The 16,615-nt window shown below is 54.6% G+C and carries 16 protein-coding genes; 9 read left to right on the top strand and 7 right to left on the bottom strand.

The annotated features are described in order from the left end of the window. Positions 1-10 precede the first annotated feature (10 nt). The gene (locus tag A6R74_RS17435) at positions 11-1,981 is read right to left on the bottom strand and encodes an ATP-binding cassette domain-containing protein (protein ID WP_064235720.1); all 1,971 of its coding nucleotides are present in this window, start codon (positions 1,979-1,981) and stop codon (positions 11-13) included. A gap of 29 nt (positions 1,982-2,010) precedes the next feature. Here A6R74_RS17435 and A6R74_RS17430 point away from each other — a divergent pair, with 29 nt between their 5' ends. From A6R74_RS17430 to A6R74_RS17400, 7 genes are all read left to right on the top strand, one after another. Next, the gene (locus tag A6R74_RS17430) at positions 2,011-2,598 is read left to right on the top strand and encodes a TIGR02444 family protein (RefSeq protein ID WP_064235719.1); all 588 of its coding nucleotides are present in this window, start codon (positions 2,011-2,013) and stop codon (positions 2,596-2,598) included. A gap of 260 nt (positions 2,599-2,858) precedes the next feature. Continuing rightward, positions 2,859-3,908, top strand: a complete 1,050-nt coding sequence (locus A6R74_RS17425; protein ID WP_064235718.1) for a TRAP transporter substrate-binding protein — start codon at positions 2,859-2,861, stop codon at positions 3,906-3,908. 309 nt (positions 3,909-4,217) lie between these two features. After that, on the top strand, positions 4,218-4,796 hold the full coding sequence (locus A6R74_RS17420) for a TRAP transporter small permease (RefSeq protein WP_064235717.1): 579 nt from the start codon (positions 4,218-4,220) through the stop codon (positions 4,794-4,796). Positions 4,797-4,826: 30 nt separating this feature from the next. Continuing rightward, a complete protein-coding gene (locus A6R74_RS17415) occupies positions 4,827-6,110 on the top strand; it encodes a TRAP transporter large permease (RefSeq protein WP_064235716.1) in 1,284 nt (427 codons plus the stop codon). A gap of 21 nt (positions 6,111-6,131) precedes the next feature. Continuing rightward, positions 6,132-6,575 (top strand): universal stress protein, encoded by a 444-nt coding sequence (locus A6R74_RS17410; RefSeq protein WP_022521256.1) that lies wholly within the window; start codon positions 6,132-6,134, stop codon positions 6,573-6,575. 140 nt (positions 6,576-6,715) lie between these two features. Next, a complete protein-coding gene (locus A6R74_RS17405; RefSeq protein WP_064235715.1) occupies positions 6,716-7,396 on the top strand; it encodes an FKBP-type peptidyl-prolyl cis-trans isomerase N-terminal domain-containing protein in 681 nt (226 codons plus the stop codon). A gap of 3 nt (positions 7,397-7,399) precedes the next feature. Then, the gene (locus A6R74_RS17400) at positions 7,400-8,500 is read left to right on the top strand and encodes a PHB depolymerase family esterase (protein ID WP_064235714.1); all 1,101 of its coding nucleotides are present in this window, start codon (positions 7,400-7,402) and stop codon (positions 8,498-8,500) included. 10 nt (positions 8,501-8,510) lie between these two features. Here the strand turns inward: A6R74_RS17400 and A6R74_RS17395 are convergent, their stop codons facing one another. Then, positions 8,511-9,104, bottom strand: coding sequence for an SCO family protein (locus A6R74_RS17395; RefSeq protein WP_064235713.1), 594 nt, complete (start codon positions 9,102-9,104; stop codon positions 8,511-8,513). A gap of 5 nt (positions 9,105-9,109) precedes the next feature. Continuing rightward, the gene (locus tag A6R74_RS17390) at positions 9,110-9,613 is read right to left on the bottom strand and encodes a hypothetical protein (RefSeq protein ID WP_064235797.1); all 504 of its coding nucleotides are present in this window, start codon (positions 9,611-9,613) and stop codon (positions 9,110-9,112) included. A gap of 107 nt (positions 9,614-9,720) precedes the next feature. On the opposite strand from A6R74_RS17390, the gene A6R74_RS17385 reads away from it, so the two are divergent. Together A6R74_RS17385 and A6R74_RS17370 are read left to right on the top strand one after the other, a co-directional pair. Further along, positions 9,721-10,635: an AEC family transporter gene (locus tag A6R74_RS17385; protein WP_064235712.1), complete on the top strand. Its 915-nt coding sequence runs from the start codon at positions 9,721-9,723 to the stop codon at positions 10,633-10,635. 582 nt (positions 10,636-11,217) lie between these two features. Continuing rightward, on the top strand, positions 11,218-12,210 hold the full coding sequence (locus tag A6R74_RS17370; protein WP_064235709.1) for a 2-hydroxyacid dehydrogenase: 993 nt from the start codon (positions 11,218-11,220) through the stop codon (positions 12,208-12,210). Between the two features lie 22 nt (positions 12,211-12,232). On the opposite strand, the gene argE is transcribed toward A6R74_RS17370, so the two are convergent. The 4 genes from argE to A6R74_RS17350 are packed head-to-tail and all read right to left on the bottom strand — an operon-like array spanning position 12,233 to position 16,483. Further along, on the bottom strand, positions 12,233-13,420 hold the full coding sequence (gene argE / locus A6R74_RS17365; protein ID WP_064235708.1) for an acetylornithine deacetylase: 1,188 nt from the start codon (positions 13,418-13,420) through the stop codon (positions 12,233-12,235). A gap of 35 nt (positions 13,421-13,455) precedes the next feature. Next, positions 13,456-14,928: a tripartite tricarboxylate transporter permease gene (locus A6R74_RS17360; RefSeq protein ID WP_064235707.1), complete on the bottom strand. Its 1,473-nt coding sequence runs from the start codon at positions 14,926-14,928 to the stop codon at positions 13,456-13,458. A gap of 25 nt (positions 14,929-14,953) precedes the next feature. Continuing rightward, on the bottom strand, positions 14,954-15,457 hold the full coding sequence (locus A6R74_RS17355) for a tripartite tricarboxylate transporter TctB family protein (RefSeq protein WP_064235706.1): 504 nt from the start codon (positions 15,455-15,457) through the stop codon (positions 14,954-14,956). 60 nt (positions 15,458-15,517) lie between these two features. Beyond that, a complete protein-coding gene (locus tag A6R74_RS17350) occupies positions 15,518-16,483 on the bottom strand; it encodes a Bug family tripartite tricarboxylate transporter substrate binding protein (protein WP_064235705.1) in 966 nt (321 codons plus the stop codon). Between the last annotated feature and the right edge of the window lie 132 nt (positions 16,484-16,615).

Below are 16,615 nucleotides of genomic sequence, written 5' to 3'. Positions count from 1 at the left end.
TTCTCTCGTGCTAACTTTCCGCTCCTTCGCTGGCGAGTAGTTCTGCTTCCATTGACTCCAACGCCTCTTCGGCGCTAAGCCACTGCCGTTCTGACTCATCTAAACGTGCTTTAATCTTTGCTTGCTGGCTAAGCGTCTTGGTTAGTTCGGCTTTGCGAGCGCTGTCGGTATAAAGCTCTGGGTCTGCCAGGACTTGCTCTACTGTATCGAGTTCCTGCTGGGCTTTTTCCATGGCTTTTTCCGCCTGATCGCGCTGTTTTTTCAGCGGGCGCAGCTTTTCGCGTAGCTCGGCGGCCGCTTTGCGCGACGCCTTGCGCGCTTCACGGCTGTCGCCGCTGGGCTGCTGGTTCTGGCGCTCGGCTTTTTCACCGCGGGAATCCCGGCGACTCTCTTCCAGGCGCGCTTTGAGCCAAACCCGGTAGTCCTCCAAATCGCCATCGAAGGGCTCGACGCGGTTATCCGCCACCTTCCAAAACTCATCCACCGTGGCGCGCAGTAGGTGACGGTCGTGGGAGACCAGAATAACCGTGCCTTCGAAGCTGGCCAGCGCCTGGGTCAGAGCCTCGCGCATCTCTAAGTCCAGGTGGTTGGTGGGCTCATCGAGTAGTAACAGGTTGGGTTTTTGCCAAGCGACGAGGGCCAGCGCCAGCCGGGCTTTCTCGCCACCTGAGTAGTTGGCGACTTTGCCGAAGGCGTCATCGCCCTTAAAACCAAAGCCGCCTAGAAAGTTACGAATCTCCTGGTCGCTGGCGGTGGGCGAAAGGCGCTGCACGTGCACAAAGGGCGTCGAGGTGACGTCCAACCCTTCAAGCTGATGCTGAGCGAAATACCCAATCGCCAGGTGCTCGCCGGGTACGCGCTTGCCATTGAGCAGTGCTAGTTCCCCGGTGAGCGACTTAATCAGCGTCGATTTACCCGCTCCGTTGGGGCCCAGCAGACCAATGCGGCTGCCGGGCAGTAAGGTAACGTTGACTTTATCCAGCTGCACATTGTCATCACCCCCATTTTCACCGGGATAACCCAACTGTGCCTGATCTAGCACCAGCAGTGGGTGCGAGGTTTTATCGGCGGCGGGCAGCGTAAAGTGGAAGGGGGAATCGACGTGGGCAACGGCGATATCTTCCATCCGCTCGAGCATTTTGACCCGGCTTTGCGCTTGCTTCGCCTTGGTCGCCTGGGCGCGGAAGCGGGCGATAAAACGCTCAATCTCTTCCCGGCGCGCCTGCTGTTTGGCGGCTTCCGCTTGCTGCAGGGCAAGCTTTTCGGCACGGGTGCGCTCAAACTGGGAGTAATTACCGCGGTACAGCTCCAGGGTTTGGTGATGCATATGCACGATGTGGTCGCACACCGCATCCAGGAAGTCGCGGTCGTGGGAAATCAGCAGCAGGGTGCCAGGGTAGCGGGTCAGCCACTGCTCCAGCCACAGCAGGGCGTCCAGATCCAGGTGGTTGGTGGGCTCATCGAGTAGCAGTAGGTCGGAAGGCATAAACAGCGTGCGGGCGAGGTTGACCCGCATCCGCCAGCCGCCGGAAAACGCCGACAGCGGGCGGCTAAGGTCAGACTGGATAAAGCCTAGCCCCACCAGTAACTGCGCCGCGCGTGATTCTGCGCGGTAGCCATCCAGGGTTTCAATTAATCCGTGCAGCTCGGCTTCTCGGTGGGCTTCACCGGCTTCTCTGGCAGCCAATAAATCGGCTTCAGCCTTGCGTAGCGCCAAGTCGCCATCGAGTACATACTCGATAATCGGGCGGTCGAGGGCGTCAACTTCTTGGGCCATATGCGCAATGCGCTGGCCGCCGCTCATCTCGACATCGCCCTGGTCGGGGGCAAGCTCACCGAGCAGAAGTTTGAACAGGCTCGATTTACCGGCGCCGTTTGCCCCGATAATCCCGGCTTTTACCCCGTTATGAAGGGTAACGTCCGCGTTGTCGAGTAGCGTTTGCGTGCCGCGTTGCAGGGCGACTTGGCGCAGTGCGATCATGCCTTCTCCCGAAGAAAGTGGGTCATTTGATGCGAAACTCTATTGCGCTTGATTCTACCCGATTGCAGCGCCTACAGCAGACACCGTTATGGGATTTTGCACTGGCGCTGTATGCCAAGCCCGGCGTTGAAGCAGCTTGCCTGAGGCTTCAAGAGGAGGCCGAACTAGATGTATGCGAGGTGCTGTTTCACTGTTGGCTCTACTCCTGCGGACTTGAAGTCATACCTACAGCGGTGGCTCGTCAGCGTGAGCAACGGCGCCTTTGGCAGAGTCGTGTGACGGGGGTGTTGCGCGGATTACGGCGCGATTTAAAAGCCACTGCGGCGGAAAGCGAGTCCATAGCGGCTCTGCGCGAAACTATTAAACAGGCAGAGTTGATGGCTGAACGTGAGAACCTTCAACGTTGGCAAACGTGGGTATGGGAGTCACCAAGCGATGAGCAACGTGTGGTAAACGTTGTCGAAATGTCGCTAGATGCAGCTAAATGGTTGCGAAAGCAGCTGTTTTCTACTCAAGTTGACCAGCTCTCTGGCGACGCCTTGAAAGCGCAAAATGTATGTCTCGATGCGCTACATACGCTTACTTGCCAGCTTGACCCTCACCGAGGAGCGCGCTAGCCTGAATTTAAGCTGTTTTTGAAATACCTAGCGTTATTCGCCCGCGAATATGCAGTATGAACAGCATTGTTTGTGTAAATACTGTGTGTAGATATCGTCTGTAAGCGGATATCGATTAGCGAATAACAAGCCCGTGTCGAGAAACGCAGAGCTGACCTGAATTAATCTAAATTTAGACAATTGGGTTCTCAATACGGGTTTTAAAAACTAGGTTGTTGCGCACTCGTACAGCGCGCTTACCACTGCAAGGGGAACATCGCATGAAGGCAAGCAAATCCGTTTCTACTATTAATTCTGTCACTACCAAGTTATTGACCACGGCCAGTGTGGGTGCACTGCTGTTTGGTCTCAGCGCCGCTGCTCAAGCAGACAACTGGCGCTACGCTCACGAAGAGTATGAAGGCGACGTTCAAGACGTTTTTGCCTACGCTTTTAAAGAGTATATTGAAGATAACTCAGACCACACCGTACAAGTTTACCGCTTTGGTGAACTGGGTGAGTCTGACGACATTATGGAGCAGACCCAGAACGGTATTCTGCAGTTTGTAAACCAATCGCCTGGCTTCACTGGCGCCCTGATCCCTGAAGCGCAAATCTTCTTTATTCCTTACCTGCTACCGACCGACGAAGAGACCGTACTGACGTTCTTCGACGAAAGTAAGGCGATCAATGAGATGTTTCCAGCGCTTTATGCCGAGCAAGGCTTAGAACTGCTGAAAATGTATCCAGAAGGCGAAATGGTCATCACCACCAATGAGCCGTTCGCTACGCCTGATGAGCTAAATAACAAAAAAATCCGTACCATGACAAACCCGCTACTGACAGAGACCTACGACGCCTTCGGCGCTACGCCGACGCCGTTACCGTGGGGTGAAGTCTACGGTGGTTTGCAGACCGGCATCATTGACGGTCAAGAGAACCCAATTTTCTGGATCGAGTCCGGTGGCTTGTACGAGGTGTCTCCGCACCTGACATTTACCGGCCATGGCTGGTTTACCACTGCGATGATGGCCAACCAAGACTTCTACGAAGGCCTATCTGAAGAAGATCAAACGCTGGTGAACGAAGCCTCTGAAGCTGCGTATGACCACACGATTGAACATATCAAAGGCTTGGCTGAAGAGTCGCTAGAGAAGATTCAGGCAGCGTCTGATGAAGTGACGGTGACACGTCTTGATGAAGAGCAAATCCAAGCCTTCCGTGAGCGTGCTCCGCAGGTCGAAGAAGCCTTCCTGGAAATGACGGGTGAAGGTGGTGCAGAGCTACTTGAGCAGTTTAAAGCTGACCTTGAAGCCGTAACTAACGAGTAATCACTCTCTAAGCCATAGTGGCGCACGAGTGATTATCAGGGGGCAGCAAAGGCTGCCCCTTTTTATTGTGCGGTGGTAAGGCGTAGGCCATTCGGGGCTGTTTTAACGTCGTTACTGTCGGGTTACGTACATCTAGCGTTGAATCACCTGCAGCTGCATGCCGTTACGCTAGAGTTCACTCCTGGCCAATGGTACGAAGTAGATGTGAGCTAGACAGGTGTGCAGTAGATAGGTCTTGAATAACGCTGTGTTTATTGTGCCGACGGCACTTAACTGATGCCGTTAGAGCCGTTCAAAAGGAGTCCGGCCATGACCGATGATGAGATGGAAAAGAGTTACCGCTCCGGTTTGCCGGGCGTGTTAGGTGTGATCGACACTGCAATTAGCAAAATAGAAGCCGTGATTCTCGCGATGGGTGTTTTGCTAATGGCGCTGAATACGGTCACCAACGTGGTTGCTCGCTTTGTATTTGGCAACAGCATCATGTTTTCTGGTGAGCTGAATAGAATTTTAATCATCATGATTACCTTTGCGGGCATTGGCTATGCCGCGCGTCACGGTCGCCATATTCGTATGTCGGCTATTTATGATGCGTTGCCGGTCGGTGGGCGTAGAGTGCTGATGATCTGCATTGCGCTGTTCACTTCGCTGGTGATGTTTTTCTTACTCTACTATTCGGTTGTTTATATTATTGATCTGCAGAGCAAAGGTCGCGTGTTGCCTTCCTTAGGCTTACCAGTGTGGATCATTTACCTATGGGTGCCGATGGGCTTTTTAATCACCGGTATTCAATACTTGCTGACCGCCGTTAAAAACTTCACGTCCCACGATGTCTATCTTTCGACGGGCGTGGTGGATGGTTACAAAGACACCGAAACAGAAGTCTAACGCGGGACACTGCACCCTAGGGGAACAGCTATGACGACAATAATGGTCACCACCATGATTGCCCTGCTGCTGCTGGGCTTTCCAATGATGATTCCGCTGATTACCGCCGCGGTAATTGGCTTTTATATGATGTTTAACGGCTTCGGCCAAATGGATACGCTGATTCAGCAGATGATGGCGGGCATACGCCCGGCCTCACTCATTGCTGTGCCCATGTTTATCCTAGCCGCCGATATCATGACCCGCGGACAGTCGGCAAATCGACTGATCGATATGGTCATGTCGTTTATTGGCCACGTTAAAGGAGGCCTAGCGGTCAGCACCGCGGCTTCGTGCACGCTGTTTGGTGCTGTGTCCGGGTCTACCCAGGCAACCGTGGTCGCCGTTGGTTCGCCGCTGCGTCCTAAAATGCTCAAAGCGGGCTATTCGGACTCTTTCACGCTAGCGCTCATCATCAATGCCAGCGACATTGCGTTTTTGATTCCGCCCAGTATCGGTATGATTATTTACGGGGTTATCTCGGGTACTTCCATTGGCGAGCTGTTCATTGCCGGGATTGGGCCAGGGTTAATGATCCTGTTGATGTTTTCGGCCTACAGCGTTATTTATGCCATCGTAAAAGACGTACCTACCGAGCCAAAATCGAGCTGGAAAGAGCGTGCAGTAGCGGTTCAACAAGCGCTGTGGCCACTAGGTTTTCCGGTCATCATCGTGGGCGGGATCTACGGTGGTATTTTCAGCCCGACAGAGGCCGCTGCCGCCTGCGTACTGTATGCCGTTTTACTCGAGTTTGTGGTCTTCCGCTCGCTCAAAATGAACGACATTTATGCCATCGCTAAATCTACCGGCTTGATTACCGCCGTGGTATTTATCCTGGTGGCAGTGGGTAATGGCTTCTCGTGGATCATTTCGTTTGCCCAGATTCCACAAATGATCTTGGAGGCGGTGGGGGTCAATGATGCGGGCCCGACCGGGGTATTGATTGCCATCTGTATCTCATTCTTTGTGGCCTGTATGTTTGTTGACCCGATCGTGGTCATTCTAGTGCTAACGCCCATTTTTGCGCCCGCCATTGCGGCAACGGGCCTAGATCCTGTGCTGGTAGGTATCTTGATTACCCTGCAGGTGGCGATAGGCTCAGCAACCCCGCCCTTTGGGTGCGATATATTCACGGCTATTGCGATTTTCAAGCGCCCCTATTGGGATGTGATCAAAGGCACGCCGCCGTTTATCTTCATGCTGATTTTAGCGGCCGCTCTGCTGATCATGTTCCCGCAAATTGCGCTGTTCCTACGCGATGTTGCCTTCCGCTAAACAGCCACAAGGAGTACGCGAATGTTTAATCGCATTTTAGTCCCGGTGGATGGTTCTAAAGGCGCCTTAAGGGCGCTGGAAAAGGCGGTGGGCTTGCATATGCTAACCGGCGCTGAGCTCTATTTGCTGTGCGTGTTTAAACACCACAGCCTGCTGGAAGCCTCGCTCTCTATGGTGCGGCCTAACCAGCTGGATATCCCAGATGATGCGTTAAAAGAGTACGCCACTGAGATCGCTGTGCATGCGAAATCCCATGCGATTGAACTGGGTGCGGACAGTGCCCGCGTGCGCGCTTTTGTGAAAGGGGGGCGGCCCTCGCGCATTATTGTGCGCTTTGCCCGTAAGCGAGAGTGCGACCTGATTGTGATTGGCGCCCAGGGCACCAATGGCGAGAAGAACCCGTTGTTGGGCAGCGTTTCTCAGCGTGTGGCGGGTGCCGCACACTGCCCTACGCTGGTCGTCTAATTCCGCTAAACCTCTCTCTCATTTTGTGGTCTTACTAACACCCACCACCCCCAAGATGCAGCTCGGGGCGGTGGGTGTTAGTCTTTGTGTGATACTGATTGGCGTTCGGCGCCGCTATATACAAGATAAAAGGATCTTTCATGAAACAATTGCTCTCTACCACGGCTCTGACAGGTTTGCTTTTGGTCGCTCCTTTTGCCGCGGCAGCGCCAGAAACTGATGAACAGCGCTTGGCTTATAGCCTGGGTGTCACCCTGGGTGAAAGCATGCAGGCAGACATCGAAGACCTAGATCTCGATGCGTTCACAGACGGCATGCGCGATGTGTTTGAAGGCAATGACTTGGCGCTCAATGAAGAAGAGATGACCGAAGCGTTGATGGCGTTCCAAGAGCAGTCCATGCAAGCGCGGCAAGCGGAAGCCGAAGAGCTGGCGCAGAACAATCTCGAAGAGGGTGAAGCCTTCCTGGCCGAGAACGCTGAGCGCGAGGAAGTGACCGTGACTGACTCTGGCCTTCAGTATGAAGTGCTTGAATCCGGCGATGGCGCCAAGCCTGGCCCTGAAGATACCGTTGAAGTGAACTATGAAGGCATGCTGTTAGACGGCACTGTCTTCGATAGCTCTTTTGAGCGCGGTGAATCCGTCAGCTTTCAAACCAACCAAGTGATCGAGGGTTGGCAGGAAGCGCTGCAGATGATGAGCGTTGGTGATAGCTGGATGCTGTATATTCCGGCTGATATTGCTTACGGCGAGAATGGCCAGGGGCCGATCGGGCCTAACGAAGTACTAACGTTCCGCGTTGACTTGCTAGGCGTTGAATAAGCGATGACTTCAACCCCCTCTTCTAACCTGCACGTTTTCGCTCAGACACTGGTTTGCTTGGGGCTGTTTACACCGCTGCTAGCGCAAGCTGATACCACCGACGAGCCCGAGGATTTGCCAGCCTTAAGTGCTACAAGTGAGCAGGCTAGCGTGGTGGGGGTATCGTCGGGGGGTTATATGGCGACCCAGCTGGCGGTGGCCTGGCCCGAGCGGTTTAGTGGCCTGGGCGTGCTAGCGGCGGGGCCTTGGAGTTGCGCGCAGGGCTCGCTGAGCTTGGCGCTTAACCAATGCATGATGACCCGTCGCGGCGCGCCTTCGTTGGATGAATTGGAGGCGCGTCACCAGCGCTATCTCGGGCTTGAACAGGTAGGTAGCGCTGAGGCACTTAGTCAGCTCCGGGTCTATGTGTGGCATGGCGAAGAGGATGAGGTGGTTGAGCCACTGCTCGGCGATTTGCTTGCTGAACAGTGGCAGCAGTGGCTAGCTACGCCTGACCAATTGCGCGTTGCACGCAGCGACAATGCAGGGCATGGCTGGCCGGTACGGTTACCCAGTGAAGCCGCCCCAGGGCCCCAGGAATGGGGCGATTGTCGTCAGGGTGGTGGTAGCTTTCTATTATCCTGCGATGACGATATCGCGGGAGAAATGCTGGATTGGCTCTACCCCGAGCGAGACGTCCCTGGCGAACGCAGTGGTGAAGAAGGTGGTGAGCCGGGTGGCGAGTTAGTCGCATTTGATCAGTCAGAATTTGCGGTAAAGGGCCTATCCGACACGGGCTATGTGTTTATACCTGAAGGCTGCGATGCGGGCGAGTGCCCGGTAACACTGGCATTGCACGGCTGCCAAATGAACGCAGAGGCTATTGGCGATACGTTCATACGTTACACCGGGCTAAATGCTTGGGCAGCAGCGCATCAGCAAATCGTGCTCTATCCTCAGGCCGAAAGCAGTATGGCGAACCCGCAGGGCTGCTGGGACTGGTGGGGGTTTGCTGAAAGTACCTGGCAGTTAAGCCCGCAGCACGATACCCGTAACGGCACCCAAATTGGCGCGTTAATGGCCATGTTGGATCGTTTACAAGCCGCGCCTGAACAAGCCGATTAAGAAACGCCGATTAACCGCCAAGTTCATGTTCTAACGCTGACACTAAGCCGTGAGGCGTGGGTGAGTAGAGCACTCGCTGGAGTATATCGCCCTCGCTGTTGACTAAAAAAAGCGAGGCGCTGTGATCAATGGTGTAGGCCATTGCTGAGTCCGGCGCTTCGACTTTTCGCCATATCACACCATAGCGTGAGGCGACATCCTCTAGCTGTTCCTGACTGCCCACCGTGCCGATAAACGCCTCGCCGAAAAAGCCCATGTACTCTTGCATGCGCGGAATGGTATCGCGTTCGGGATCAACGGTGATCATCACCGGCACTACGCGCTCGCGCTGCCCCTCGGAGAGCTGGGCCAGGGCTTGGCGTTTTACCGACTGAGTCATCGGGCAAATATCGGGGCAGTAGGTATAGCCAAACGAAACAATCGCGATTTGATTCTCGTCCAGTTGGGTCAACGAAAAATCACCCTGGGTAGAGGGTAGTTCAACCGGACCGCCCACGGGCTCTCCCTCTTTGGGGGCGAAAGCATACTGGTAGAGGCCAATGCCGCTGGCCACCAGCAACACTGCGACTACACCCGCGCCTAGCCATAATGGTTTACTTGCCATATGCGTTAACTCCGAATCACGTCAAAATCGAACCAGCTACCCACTTTGCCTTCTGCGGTTTCCAGTATGACACGCGCTCGCCAGGGCATAACGCTTTGAGTACAAATTCCCACTTGGGCTTGACCTTGAAAATGGCCGGGCGCACCTGCGCTAAGGGCAAAGCGATGTAATCCCAAATCCATATCCCGGCCAATAAAATCAACCTCGACCTGGGACGCGGTAACACCATCGACTTCCACTTCCAGAGGTAATATTTCCAATGCGTCAATCCGCCCGTCGGACTCAACGTGGAGCGTAATGCGGCCCAACTCACCCAAGGTGGCGGAGCAGGGTTCTGCATGCAAGTTGCAGCTTGAAGTGGGCGGAAACCATGTCACATCACTGTCGCGGTGGAGCCAGTGTGAAAAGGCATACCACGCGCAGGCCGCTAGCGCCAAGCCAGTGACCAGTATCAGTACCCTTAAGAGGGGGAAGCCCGCCGGGGGTGCAGGTTTTGATATCATCTTCATGGCAGAATAATCGCTACGCAAGCCGTGGGGACGGGGTGTTACAGCCATGGTACCAGTAATCGCGCCGATATCGCTGTGCTGGGATGTCGCAGGCAAAAGGGACATAAATGGAGAGTATCACTGGCGCTTTAGGCCCACTATTTCTATTGATCTTACTGGGCGCTGTGCTTGGCTATTGGCGTTGGCCTAGCGACACTTTTTGGCCGCAGATGGAGCGGCTGATCTATTTTGTGCTGTTTCCCGCCATGCTGGTGGGCACCTTGGCGACTGCCGATGTGAGCCAAGTGCCGGTAGGCCGCCTCGCCATGGTGTTACTCGGCGCGATGGGGCTGTTTGGCTTGTTGCTCTGGCGTTTGCGCGGCTGGCTTCAACTGACGCCTGCTGCTTTTACCTCGGTTTTTCAAGGCGCGGTGCGCTTTAACACTTATGTGGGTGTGGCAGGGGCTGCTGCCTTACACGGTAGCCTAGGGGCGACCACTGCGGCGGTGGCGGTAGCGTTAATGGTGCCGGTGGTTAACGTGATGTGTGTGGCAAGCTTTGTCAGCGCGGGTACCTTGGGTGGGGCAAGCGTGGGTAAAAGCGCCATGGCGCTGATTAAAAACCCACTGATACTAGCCTGCATTGGGGGCATTGGCCTGAACCTTTCGGGCATTGGTTTGCCAGGTTGGAGTCAAGATACGGTGGCGCTACTGGGGCGTGCGGCGCTGCCATTAGGATTGGTGGCCGTCGGCGTGGCGCTGCGCCCGGCAGCGTTGCTGCGTATTGACCGCGGCGTGCTGGCCACCAATGGCGTTAAACTGCTGCTTATGCCCGCGCTGGTATTGGCATTAGCCTGGATACTGCAGCTGGATCCGGTAAGCCGCGATGTGGCGCTGCTGTTTGCAGCACTGCCCACTGCCACCTCTGCGTATATCCTAGCGCGCCAGTTGGGTGGCGATGCCGAGCTGATGGCGGCCATTATTACTGGGCAAACCCTATTAGCTATGCTCACCCTCCCGTTTTGGCTTCAGTTGGTTAGCTGAAGGCGAGCTGGAAAAACTAAATAAAAAATATTCGTATTTGTGTTGACGAGGTAAATGAGAACTATTACATTGGGGTTGTCAGCGTTTAATGAGTCGCTGACAACCACGACAGCTGTTGATTTAAGAATCAGCGCCAGTTTCCTGTCATGGTTTCTCCCTCTCATTGCTAGTCACGGTCTTTTGCCGCTCCTTTGGAGCGGCTTTCTTTTTTTGTGGGTTCCAATTTTTTGTACTCTATTGAGGGGGCGGGAGCGGCTATGAACGTTGCCATCTGCAAGCGGTAATAAAAAATATTCGTATTTGTATTGACGTGGTAAATGAGAACTATTACAGTGTGGTTGTCAGCGTTTGATGAGACGTTGGCAACCAGGACAGAAACCGCCAGTTTCCTGTCATGGTTTCTCCCTCTCATTGCTAGTCACGGTCTTTTTGCCGCTCCATTGGAGCGGCTTTCTTTTTCTACCCCTTTATTAATAAACCAACCTCTGCCAGAGCAAGGCGTGAAAGGTGCTGCTCGTGCCACTCCCGTCACCTATGCTGTCCCTGTAGACCACCTTTAGCTTGCTTTGGGAGAATAGAGATATGCGCATCGCTGTATTTAGCGCTAAACCCTACGATCGCACTTTTATCACTCGTGCTAACGCAGCAGAGCGTCATTCGTTGAGCTTTTTAGAGGCGCGCTTGACGGTCGACACCGCCCCTTTGGCCAACGGTTTTGACGCGGTTTGCGCCTTCGTGAATGACTGCCTTGATGCCGCCGTGTTAGAGCAACTGCATTACGGTGGCACAAGATTAGTGGCGCTGCGTTCAGCGGGCTTCAACCACGTTGATTTGGTTGCCGCCGAACGGTTAGACATCACGGTGGTTCGGGTACCTGCCTATTCGCCCCATGCTGTGGCGGAGCATGCAGTGGCCTTAGTGCTAAGCCTTAATCGCATGACCTATCGTGCCTACAACCGGGTGAGGGAGGGCAATTTTGCCCTGGATGGCCTGCTCGGCTTTGACCTACACGGCAAGACGGTAGGTATTATTGGCACTGGACATATTGGGCTGATTTTTGCCGATATAATGCGCGGCTTTGGTTGCCGAATAGTGGCCAGTGACCCGTTTCCCAATCCGCAGGCGAAGACGTTTGTAGCGTACGTGCCGCTGGAGACGCTGTATGCCGAAGCGGATATTATCTCGCTTCACTGCCCGCTAACGCCAGACACAGACCACTTGATCGATGCCGATGCCATCGCGCAGATGAAGGAGGGTGTCATGCTAATCAATACTGGCCGTGGAAGGGTGGTCGATACCCAAGCCGTTATAGCCGGCCTGAAAAGCGGCAAAATTGGCCGATTAGGGCTGGATGTCTATGAAGAGGAGGAGCAACTGTTCTTCGAAGATCTCTCCCACAGCGTGATTAGCGATGATCAGTTTATGCGCCTAACCACCTTCCACAATGTGTTGATCACCGGCCATCAGGCTTTCTTCACCGCAGAGGCACTGACCAATATCGCCGAGACCACGCTGGCGAACATTGATGCTTTTGAAAGTGGCAACGGCACCATGCACCGGGTAAGTGCCAAATGACTCACCTCCACTCGTGTGGGCGTTAGTGTTTCATCCAAGTGTTTAACTCATCGAAGAACGCTAGGCACTGACTGAGCTGATCAATCTCAATAAACTCATCGGGCTTGTGGGCTTGGCGAATAGAGCCGGGCCCAATAATCACCGAGGGTATGCCGCCATCGATCTCGAACACACCACCTTCTGAACCATAAGAAACCTTGCCCCCTCGCTCGGGAAGAATGGGCTCAAGCTTTTTGAACATATCGCTGTTGGTAGCGTCCCCCATGGCGGGGTAGGCGAATAACTGTTGCCACTCAATGGCGGCATCGGCTGATTGGCGCTGCATTTCGGGGAGCAGAGTGGCCTCAATATCGCTGATCAACGCTTGAATATCCGTGGCGGCTGCCTCCTGGTCGATGCTACGTAGCTCAAAGATAAAGCGACAGGTGTCGGGGGTCACGTTGGTTGCCACACCGCCTTCTATCATAGTGGTCAGCGTTGTAGCGTGAGGAACGGTAAAATCGTGGTCGAAGGGGCCGTCTTGCTCATATCGTCGTGATCGTTCAGCGATCATGGTGATAATACGCGAGGCATACTCCACCGCGTTGACATGCTGGGGGGAAAACGATGAGTGGCCCCCTTCACCGCGCACCGTTACCCGCATAGCGATCTTGCCTTTCTGACCGTTAATCAGCTTCATTTCGCTGGGTTCGCCGATAATAGCCAGAGCCGGTGGCACCTTGAGCTCTGCCAAGTAGCGGGCGATGGCGGGGGCTCCCAGACAGCCCACCTCTTCATCGTGAGAGAAACAGAAATAGAAAGGTCGCTGTAGTTCGCCGTTGGCAAACGCTGGTGCAGCGGCCATAACGCACGCTGCAAAGCCTTTCATGTCGCAAGTACCACGACCAAACAAGCGACTGCCGCGCTGCTCCATTTTGAAAGGGTCGCTTTGCCAGTTCTTAGGATTGGCGGGTACCACGTCCGTATGGCCAGAGAGAACAATGCCAGGCACGTCGGCCGGGCCCAGGCGGGCGACCAAATTGGCTTTTTCACCACTCTCATGGGGCAACACCTTCACCTCCGCGCCCAGACGGGCGAAGAACTCCTCCATGTGATGAATAAGTTCGAGATTGGAGTAAGCACTGGTTGTGTCGTATGCGATCAGGTCAGCGAGGTGTGATACCGCGGCTTCCAACTGCGGGTGAGCGTTAGGCGTAGCACTAGCTTGCATAGCGTTAAATCCTTGGCAATAAGGGAATCTTTGGCTCAGGCCTTGGTTTTCTTGAGCTGCTGACGAATCGTCACGACCAACACAAATATCGCCAGCGAAGCGAATAGCCAGGTGATAGGCGACGAGACCAGGATGCTTGGATCACCACGGGAGAGCGCAAGGGCACGACGCAGGTTCTCTTCCAGCATCGGGCCGAGAATGAAGGCGATTAAAAAGGGCGCGGCGGGTATGGCGAATAGGTACATGAAAAAGCCAATGATGCCCATCGCCAGCAGTACGATGACGTCATACATACTGTTGGAGATCGAAAAAATACCGAAGACGCAAAGCGCTAGCACGATCGGCGCCATCAACCCCGGTGGAATTCGCGAGATATGCGAGAAAAAGCGCATCGTTGCTTTACCCGCACCAAACAGCAAAACAGACGAGAACAGCATGCCAATAAACAGCATGTAAACCTCATTGAGGTTGTTCTCAAATAGCATCGGGCCTGGGGTCATGCCGTGAATCATAAAGGCGCCCAGCATCACGCCCGTGATCACATCGCCCGGCACGCCCAGCGCTAGCAGCGGGATCATGGTGGAGCCACAGCAGCCATTGTTAGCGGACTCGGATGCTGCGATCCCCTCTAGCTCGCCCTTACCAAAGTTTTCGCGGTTCTTTGAGCTACGCTGTGCTTCGCCGTAGGAAGAGAACGCCGCTGCCGAGGGCCCAATACCGGGAATGGCCCCCATCACCACACCAATCATGCTGCCTTTAAGCATTGCCTTTAAGGATCGGCGTAGCTCATCTCGCGTTACCCGGTTATCGCCCAACTGCATGGGTTTATGGCTTTGGTTGTGACGAAAAACAATAATCTTAAGCAGCTCTGGGATCGCAAACAGACCGATGAGCACGGGTGCCACGGCAAGCCCGCTCTGCATATCCACGGTGAGATCAAAGCGGAACGAGCCGTACATATCTTCGCCCACGGTGGCTAACAGTAGCCCTAAGCACGCCGATACTAGTCCAAGCAGCAGTGAACGCCCTGACACCCCAGCCACGGTGGTGAGCGCGAAAATCATCAGCATAAAGTATTCGGGTGGGCCGATACGCAGCGCGAGGAGCGCCAGCGGTGCGGCAATAAAAATCAGCGACAGGTTGGAAATAAAATCCCCGGTACAGGACGAGTAGAGCGCCATGTTAAGGGCTTTGCCCGCCTTGCCCTGTTGGGCCAACGGGTAGCCGTCAAGGGTGGTACAGGCGGCTGAAGCAGTACCTGGCGTCTTGATCAAAATCGCCGAGACCGAGCCGCCATAGGTGGAGCCTTTGTAGAGCGCAACGAGTAATAAAATACTCGGGATCGGCTGCATATAAAACGTAAAGGGCAGCGCCAGCGTCACCGCCATAGTGCCGGTCATGCCGGGAATAGCGCCGATAATCACGCCACCCCAGATACCGGCGGCCATGATCAAAAAATTCTCAAGGGTAGCAACCGCCTGGAAGGCAACCAGCAGGTCGTTGAGCATAGTGGTCAGTCCTATACGCGGTAGGTTAAATACCGATAGCCTTGAACAGGCTGCCGACAGGGAAACGCGTATTGAGTGCGCTGGAGAAAAACAGGTAGAGCACCAGTGGGAGTGCGACGGCCACGATGGCTGCCACCACTTTATGGCGCCAATAACCGGTCAGTATCAGCATCGCCATTAACAGCAGAATGCTCGATAGCAAGAAACCGAGCAGCATCACTGAGCCAATAAACAGCGCAAAGGCCAGCACCGTCCAGCCGAAGCGGGTGAGTAACGTGCTAAGGGGCGTATCGCCGCGAATAGCGGTGGCATCTTCAGGGTCGGCGATGGCTTCGGTTTTACGTGAAAAAGACAGCCCAACAAGCAGTATGCCCAGCGCCATGCCTAGCATGGAAACTGTGCGTGGCCACATATCAGGCGGCGGAGCAAACCCGGGAATAAAGCGTGGGCGGGGCACATAGGCGGGTATCAGTAAAAACAAAACGATACCGAACAGCACCGTAATAACTAAACCGCGTGTTATACCCATGACCCCTCCAGTGAATAGCTGTTGTATGCAGTGATAATGAAGTGTTTGTTTAACGCTGGTTTATTCCAGGTAGCCAAACTGTTCAGCTAAGGTGCGGTAAAACTCGTACTGCTCCTTGGCGTAGGTCTGCATATCGACGCTACCAATAGTGGAAATTGAGCCGCGGTCATCAGCACGGCTGAGCCACATTTCATCTTCAGCGATCTGCTCCATCACCTCTGCCCAGGTATTCATAACGTCTTCAGGTAGATCTGGCGGGCCATATAGAGCGCTCCAGCCAATCACTTGCCCAGCTAGTTCATAACCCAGCTCTTCAGCCGTCGGCACGTCCGGCAGTGTTTCCATGCGCTCTGGAGAGAACACCATTAACGGGCGCATATCACCGCTCTCGATATGCGGCATCAACGATGCTGCTGCGATGGCGAGAAAATCAACATGCCCGCCCAGTAGCGCCGTTGCGAGTTCACCGCCCCCACGGTAGGGAATCAGCGTTGCCGCTGTCAGCGGATCCATTTCCACGTCAGCCAGTAGTGACTGCACCGTAAAACCATCAATGGCGGTGGCGCCGGAAGCGGCGTAGCTCATCGCACCAGGGTCGTTTTTGATGCCTTCCAGCAACTCCTCAACGCTTTCATAGGGTGAGTCGTCGGCCACGGCGAGGATCATCGGTGTGGCTTCAAGCGGACTGATAAAGGTGTACTCATCCCAATCAACACTGCTGTTTTCGTTGACCGCCGGTGACAGCGCCATGCCAACACGGGCTAAAAGCAGGGTGTACCCATCGGGGTCAGCCTGTGTCACATCGCGAGCGCCGGTCATTCCCCCTGCGCCGGCTTGATTGACGACCGTGACAGGCTGGCCTAAATATTCGCGAGCCGACTCCGCTAGCGCCCTGCCCGCCAGATCGGAGGCGCCGCCGGGGCCATAGGGGACTACCAGCGTTACGGGTTCGGAGGGGTAACTCTGAGCATAGGCGGTGGAGGCAGCGAACAGCGTTGCTGCCGCTAAGCTTAAGGTGAGTTTCATACTTGTCTCCGCAATGGTTGTTGCATGGCTGTTATTGAATAGCTGTTATTGAAGCACTGAGTAACGAGCGGTAATTAGATTCAGCGCTTTCAACATAGACAAGTATGAATTTTATTGCAACAATTCAATTTA

This window comes from Halomonas sp. ALS9 (genome assembly GCF_001651035.1).
Classification (GTDB): Bacteria; Pseudomonadota; Gammaproteobacteria; order Pseudomonadales; family Halomonadaceae; genus Vreelandella.
Note: the sequence above shows the minus strand (reverse complement) of the source record. Positions and strands in the feature narration are given on the sequence as shown.

What these genes read in the sequence shown, in the direction of transcription:
- A6R74_RS17390 (WP_064235797.1), bottom strand. Translation starts at nt 9,613, where the DNA reads ATGAAGATGATATCAAAACCTGCACCCCCGGCGGGCTTCCCCCTCTTA.
- argE (WP_064235708.1), bottom strand. Translation starts at nt 13,420, where the DNA reads ATGCAAGCTAGTGCTACGCCTAACGCTCACCCGCAGTTGGAAGCCGCG.
- A6R74_RS17360 (WP_064235707.1), bottom strand. Translation starts at nt 14,928, where the DNA reads ATGCTCAACGACCTGCTGGTTGCCTTCCAGGCGGTTGCTACCCTTGAG.
- A6R74_RS17355 (WP_064235706.1), bottom strand. Translation starts at nt 15,457, where the DNA reads ATGGGTATAACACGCGGTTTAGTTATTACGGTGCTGTTCGGTATCGTT.
- A6R74_RS17350 (WP_064235705.1), bottom strand. Translation starts at nt 16,483, where the DNA reads ATGAAACTCACCTTAAGCTTAGCGGCAGCAACGCTGTTCGCTGCCTCC.
- A6R74_RS17430 (WP_064235719.1), top strand. Translation starts at nt 2,011, where the DNA reads ATGCGAAACTCTATTGCGCTTGATTCTACCCGATTGCAGCGCCTACAG.
- A6R74_RS17370 (WP_064235709.1), top strand. Translation starts at nt 11,218, where the DNA reads ATGCGCATCGCTGTATTTAGCGCTAAACCCTACGATCGCACTTTTATC.
- A6R74_RS17385 (WP_064235712.1), top strand. Translation starts at nt 9,721, where the DNA reads ATGGAGAGTATCACTGGCGCTTTAGGCCCACTATTTCTATTGATCTTA.
- A6R74_RS17400 (WP_064235714.1), top strand. Translation starts at nt 7,400, where the DNA reads ATGACTTCAACCCCCTCTTCTAACCTGCACGTTTTCGCTCAGACACTG.
- A6R74_RS17410 (WP_022521256.1), top strand. Translation starts at nt 6,132, where the DNA reads ATGTTTAATCGCATTTTAGTCCCGGTGGATGGTTCTAAAGGCGCCTTA.
- A6R74_RS17405 (WP_064235715.1), top strand. Translation starts at nt 6,716, where the DNA reads ATGAAACAATTGCTCTCTACCACGGCTCTGACAGGTTTGCTTTTGGTC.
- A6R74_RS17395 (WP_064235713.1), bottom strand. Translation starts at nt 9,104, where the DNA reads ATGGCAAGTAAACCATTATGGCTAGGCGCGGGTGTAGTCGCAGTGTTG.
- A6R74_RS17415 (WP_064235716.1), top strand. Translation starts at nt 4,827, where the DNA reads ATGACGACAATAATGGTCACCACCATGATTGCCCTGCTGCTGCTGGGC.
- A6R74_RS17425 (WP_064235718.1), top strand. Translation starts at nt 2,859, where the DNA reads ATGAAGGCAAGCAAATCCGTTTCTACTATTAATTCTGTCACTACCAAG.
- A6R74_RS17420 (WP_064235717.1), top strand. Translation starts at nt 4,218, where the DNA reads ATGACCGATGATGAGATGGAAAAGAGTTACCGCTCCGGTTTGCCGGGC.
- A6R74_RS17435 (WP_064235720.1), bottom strand. Translation starts at nt 1,981, where the DNA reads ATGATCGCACTGCGCCAAGTCGCCCTGCAACGCGGCACGCAAACGCTA.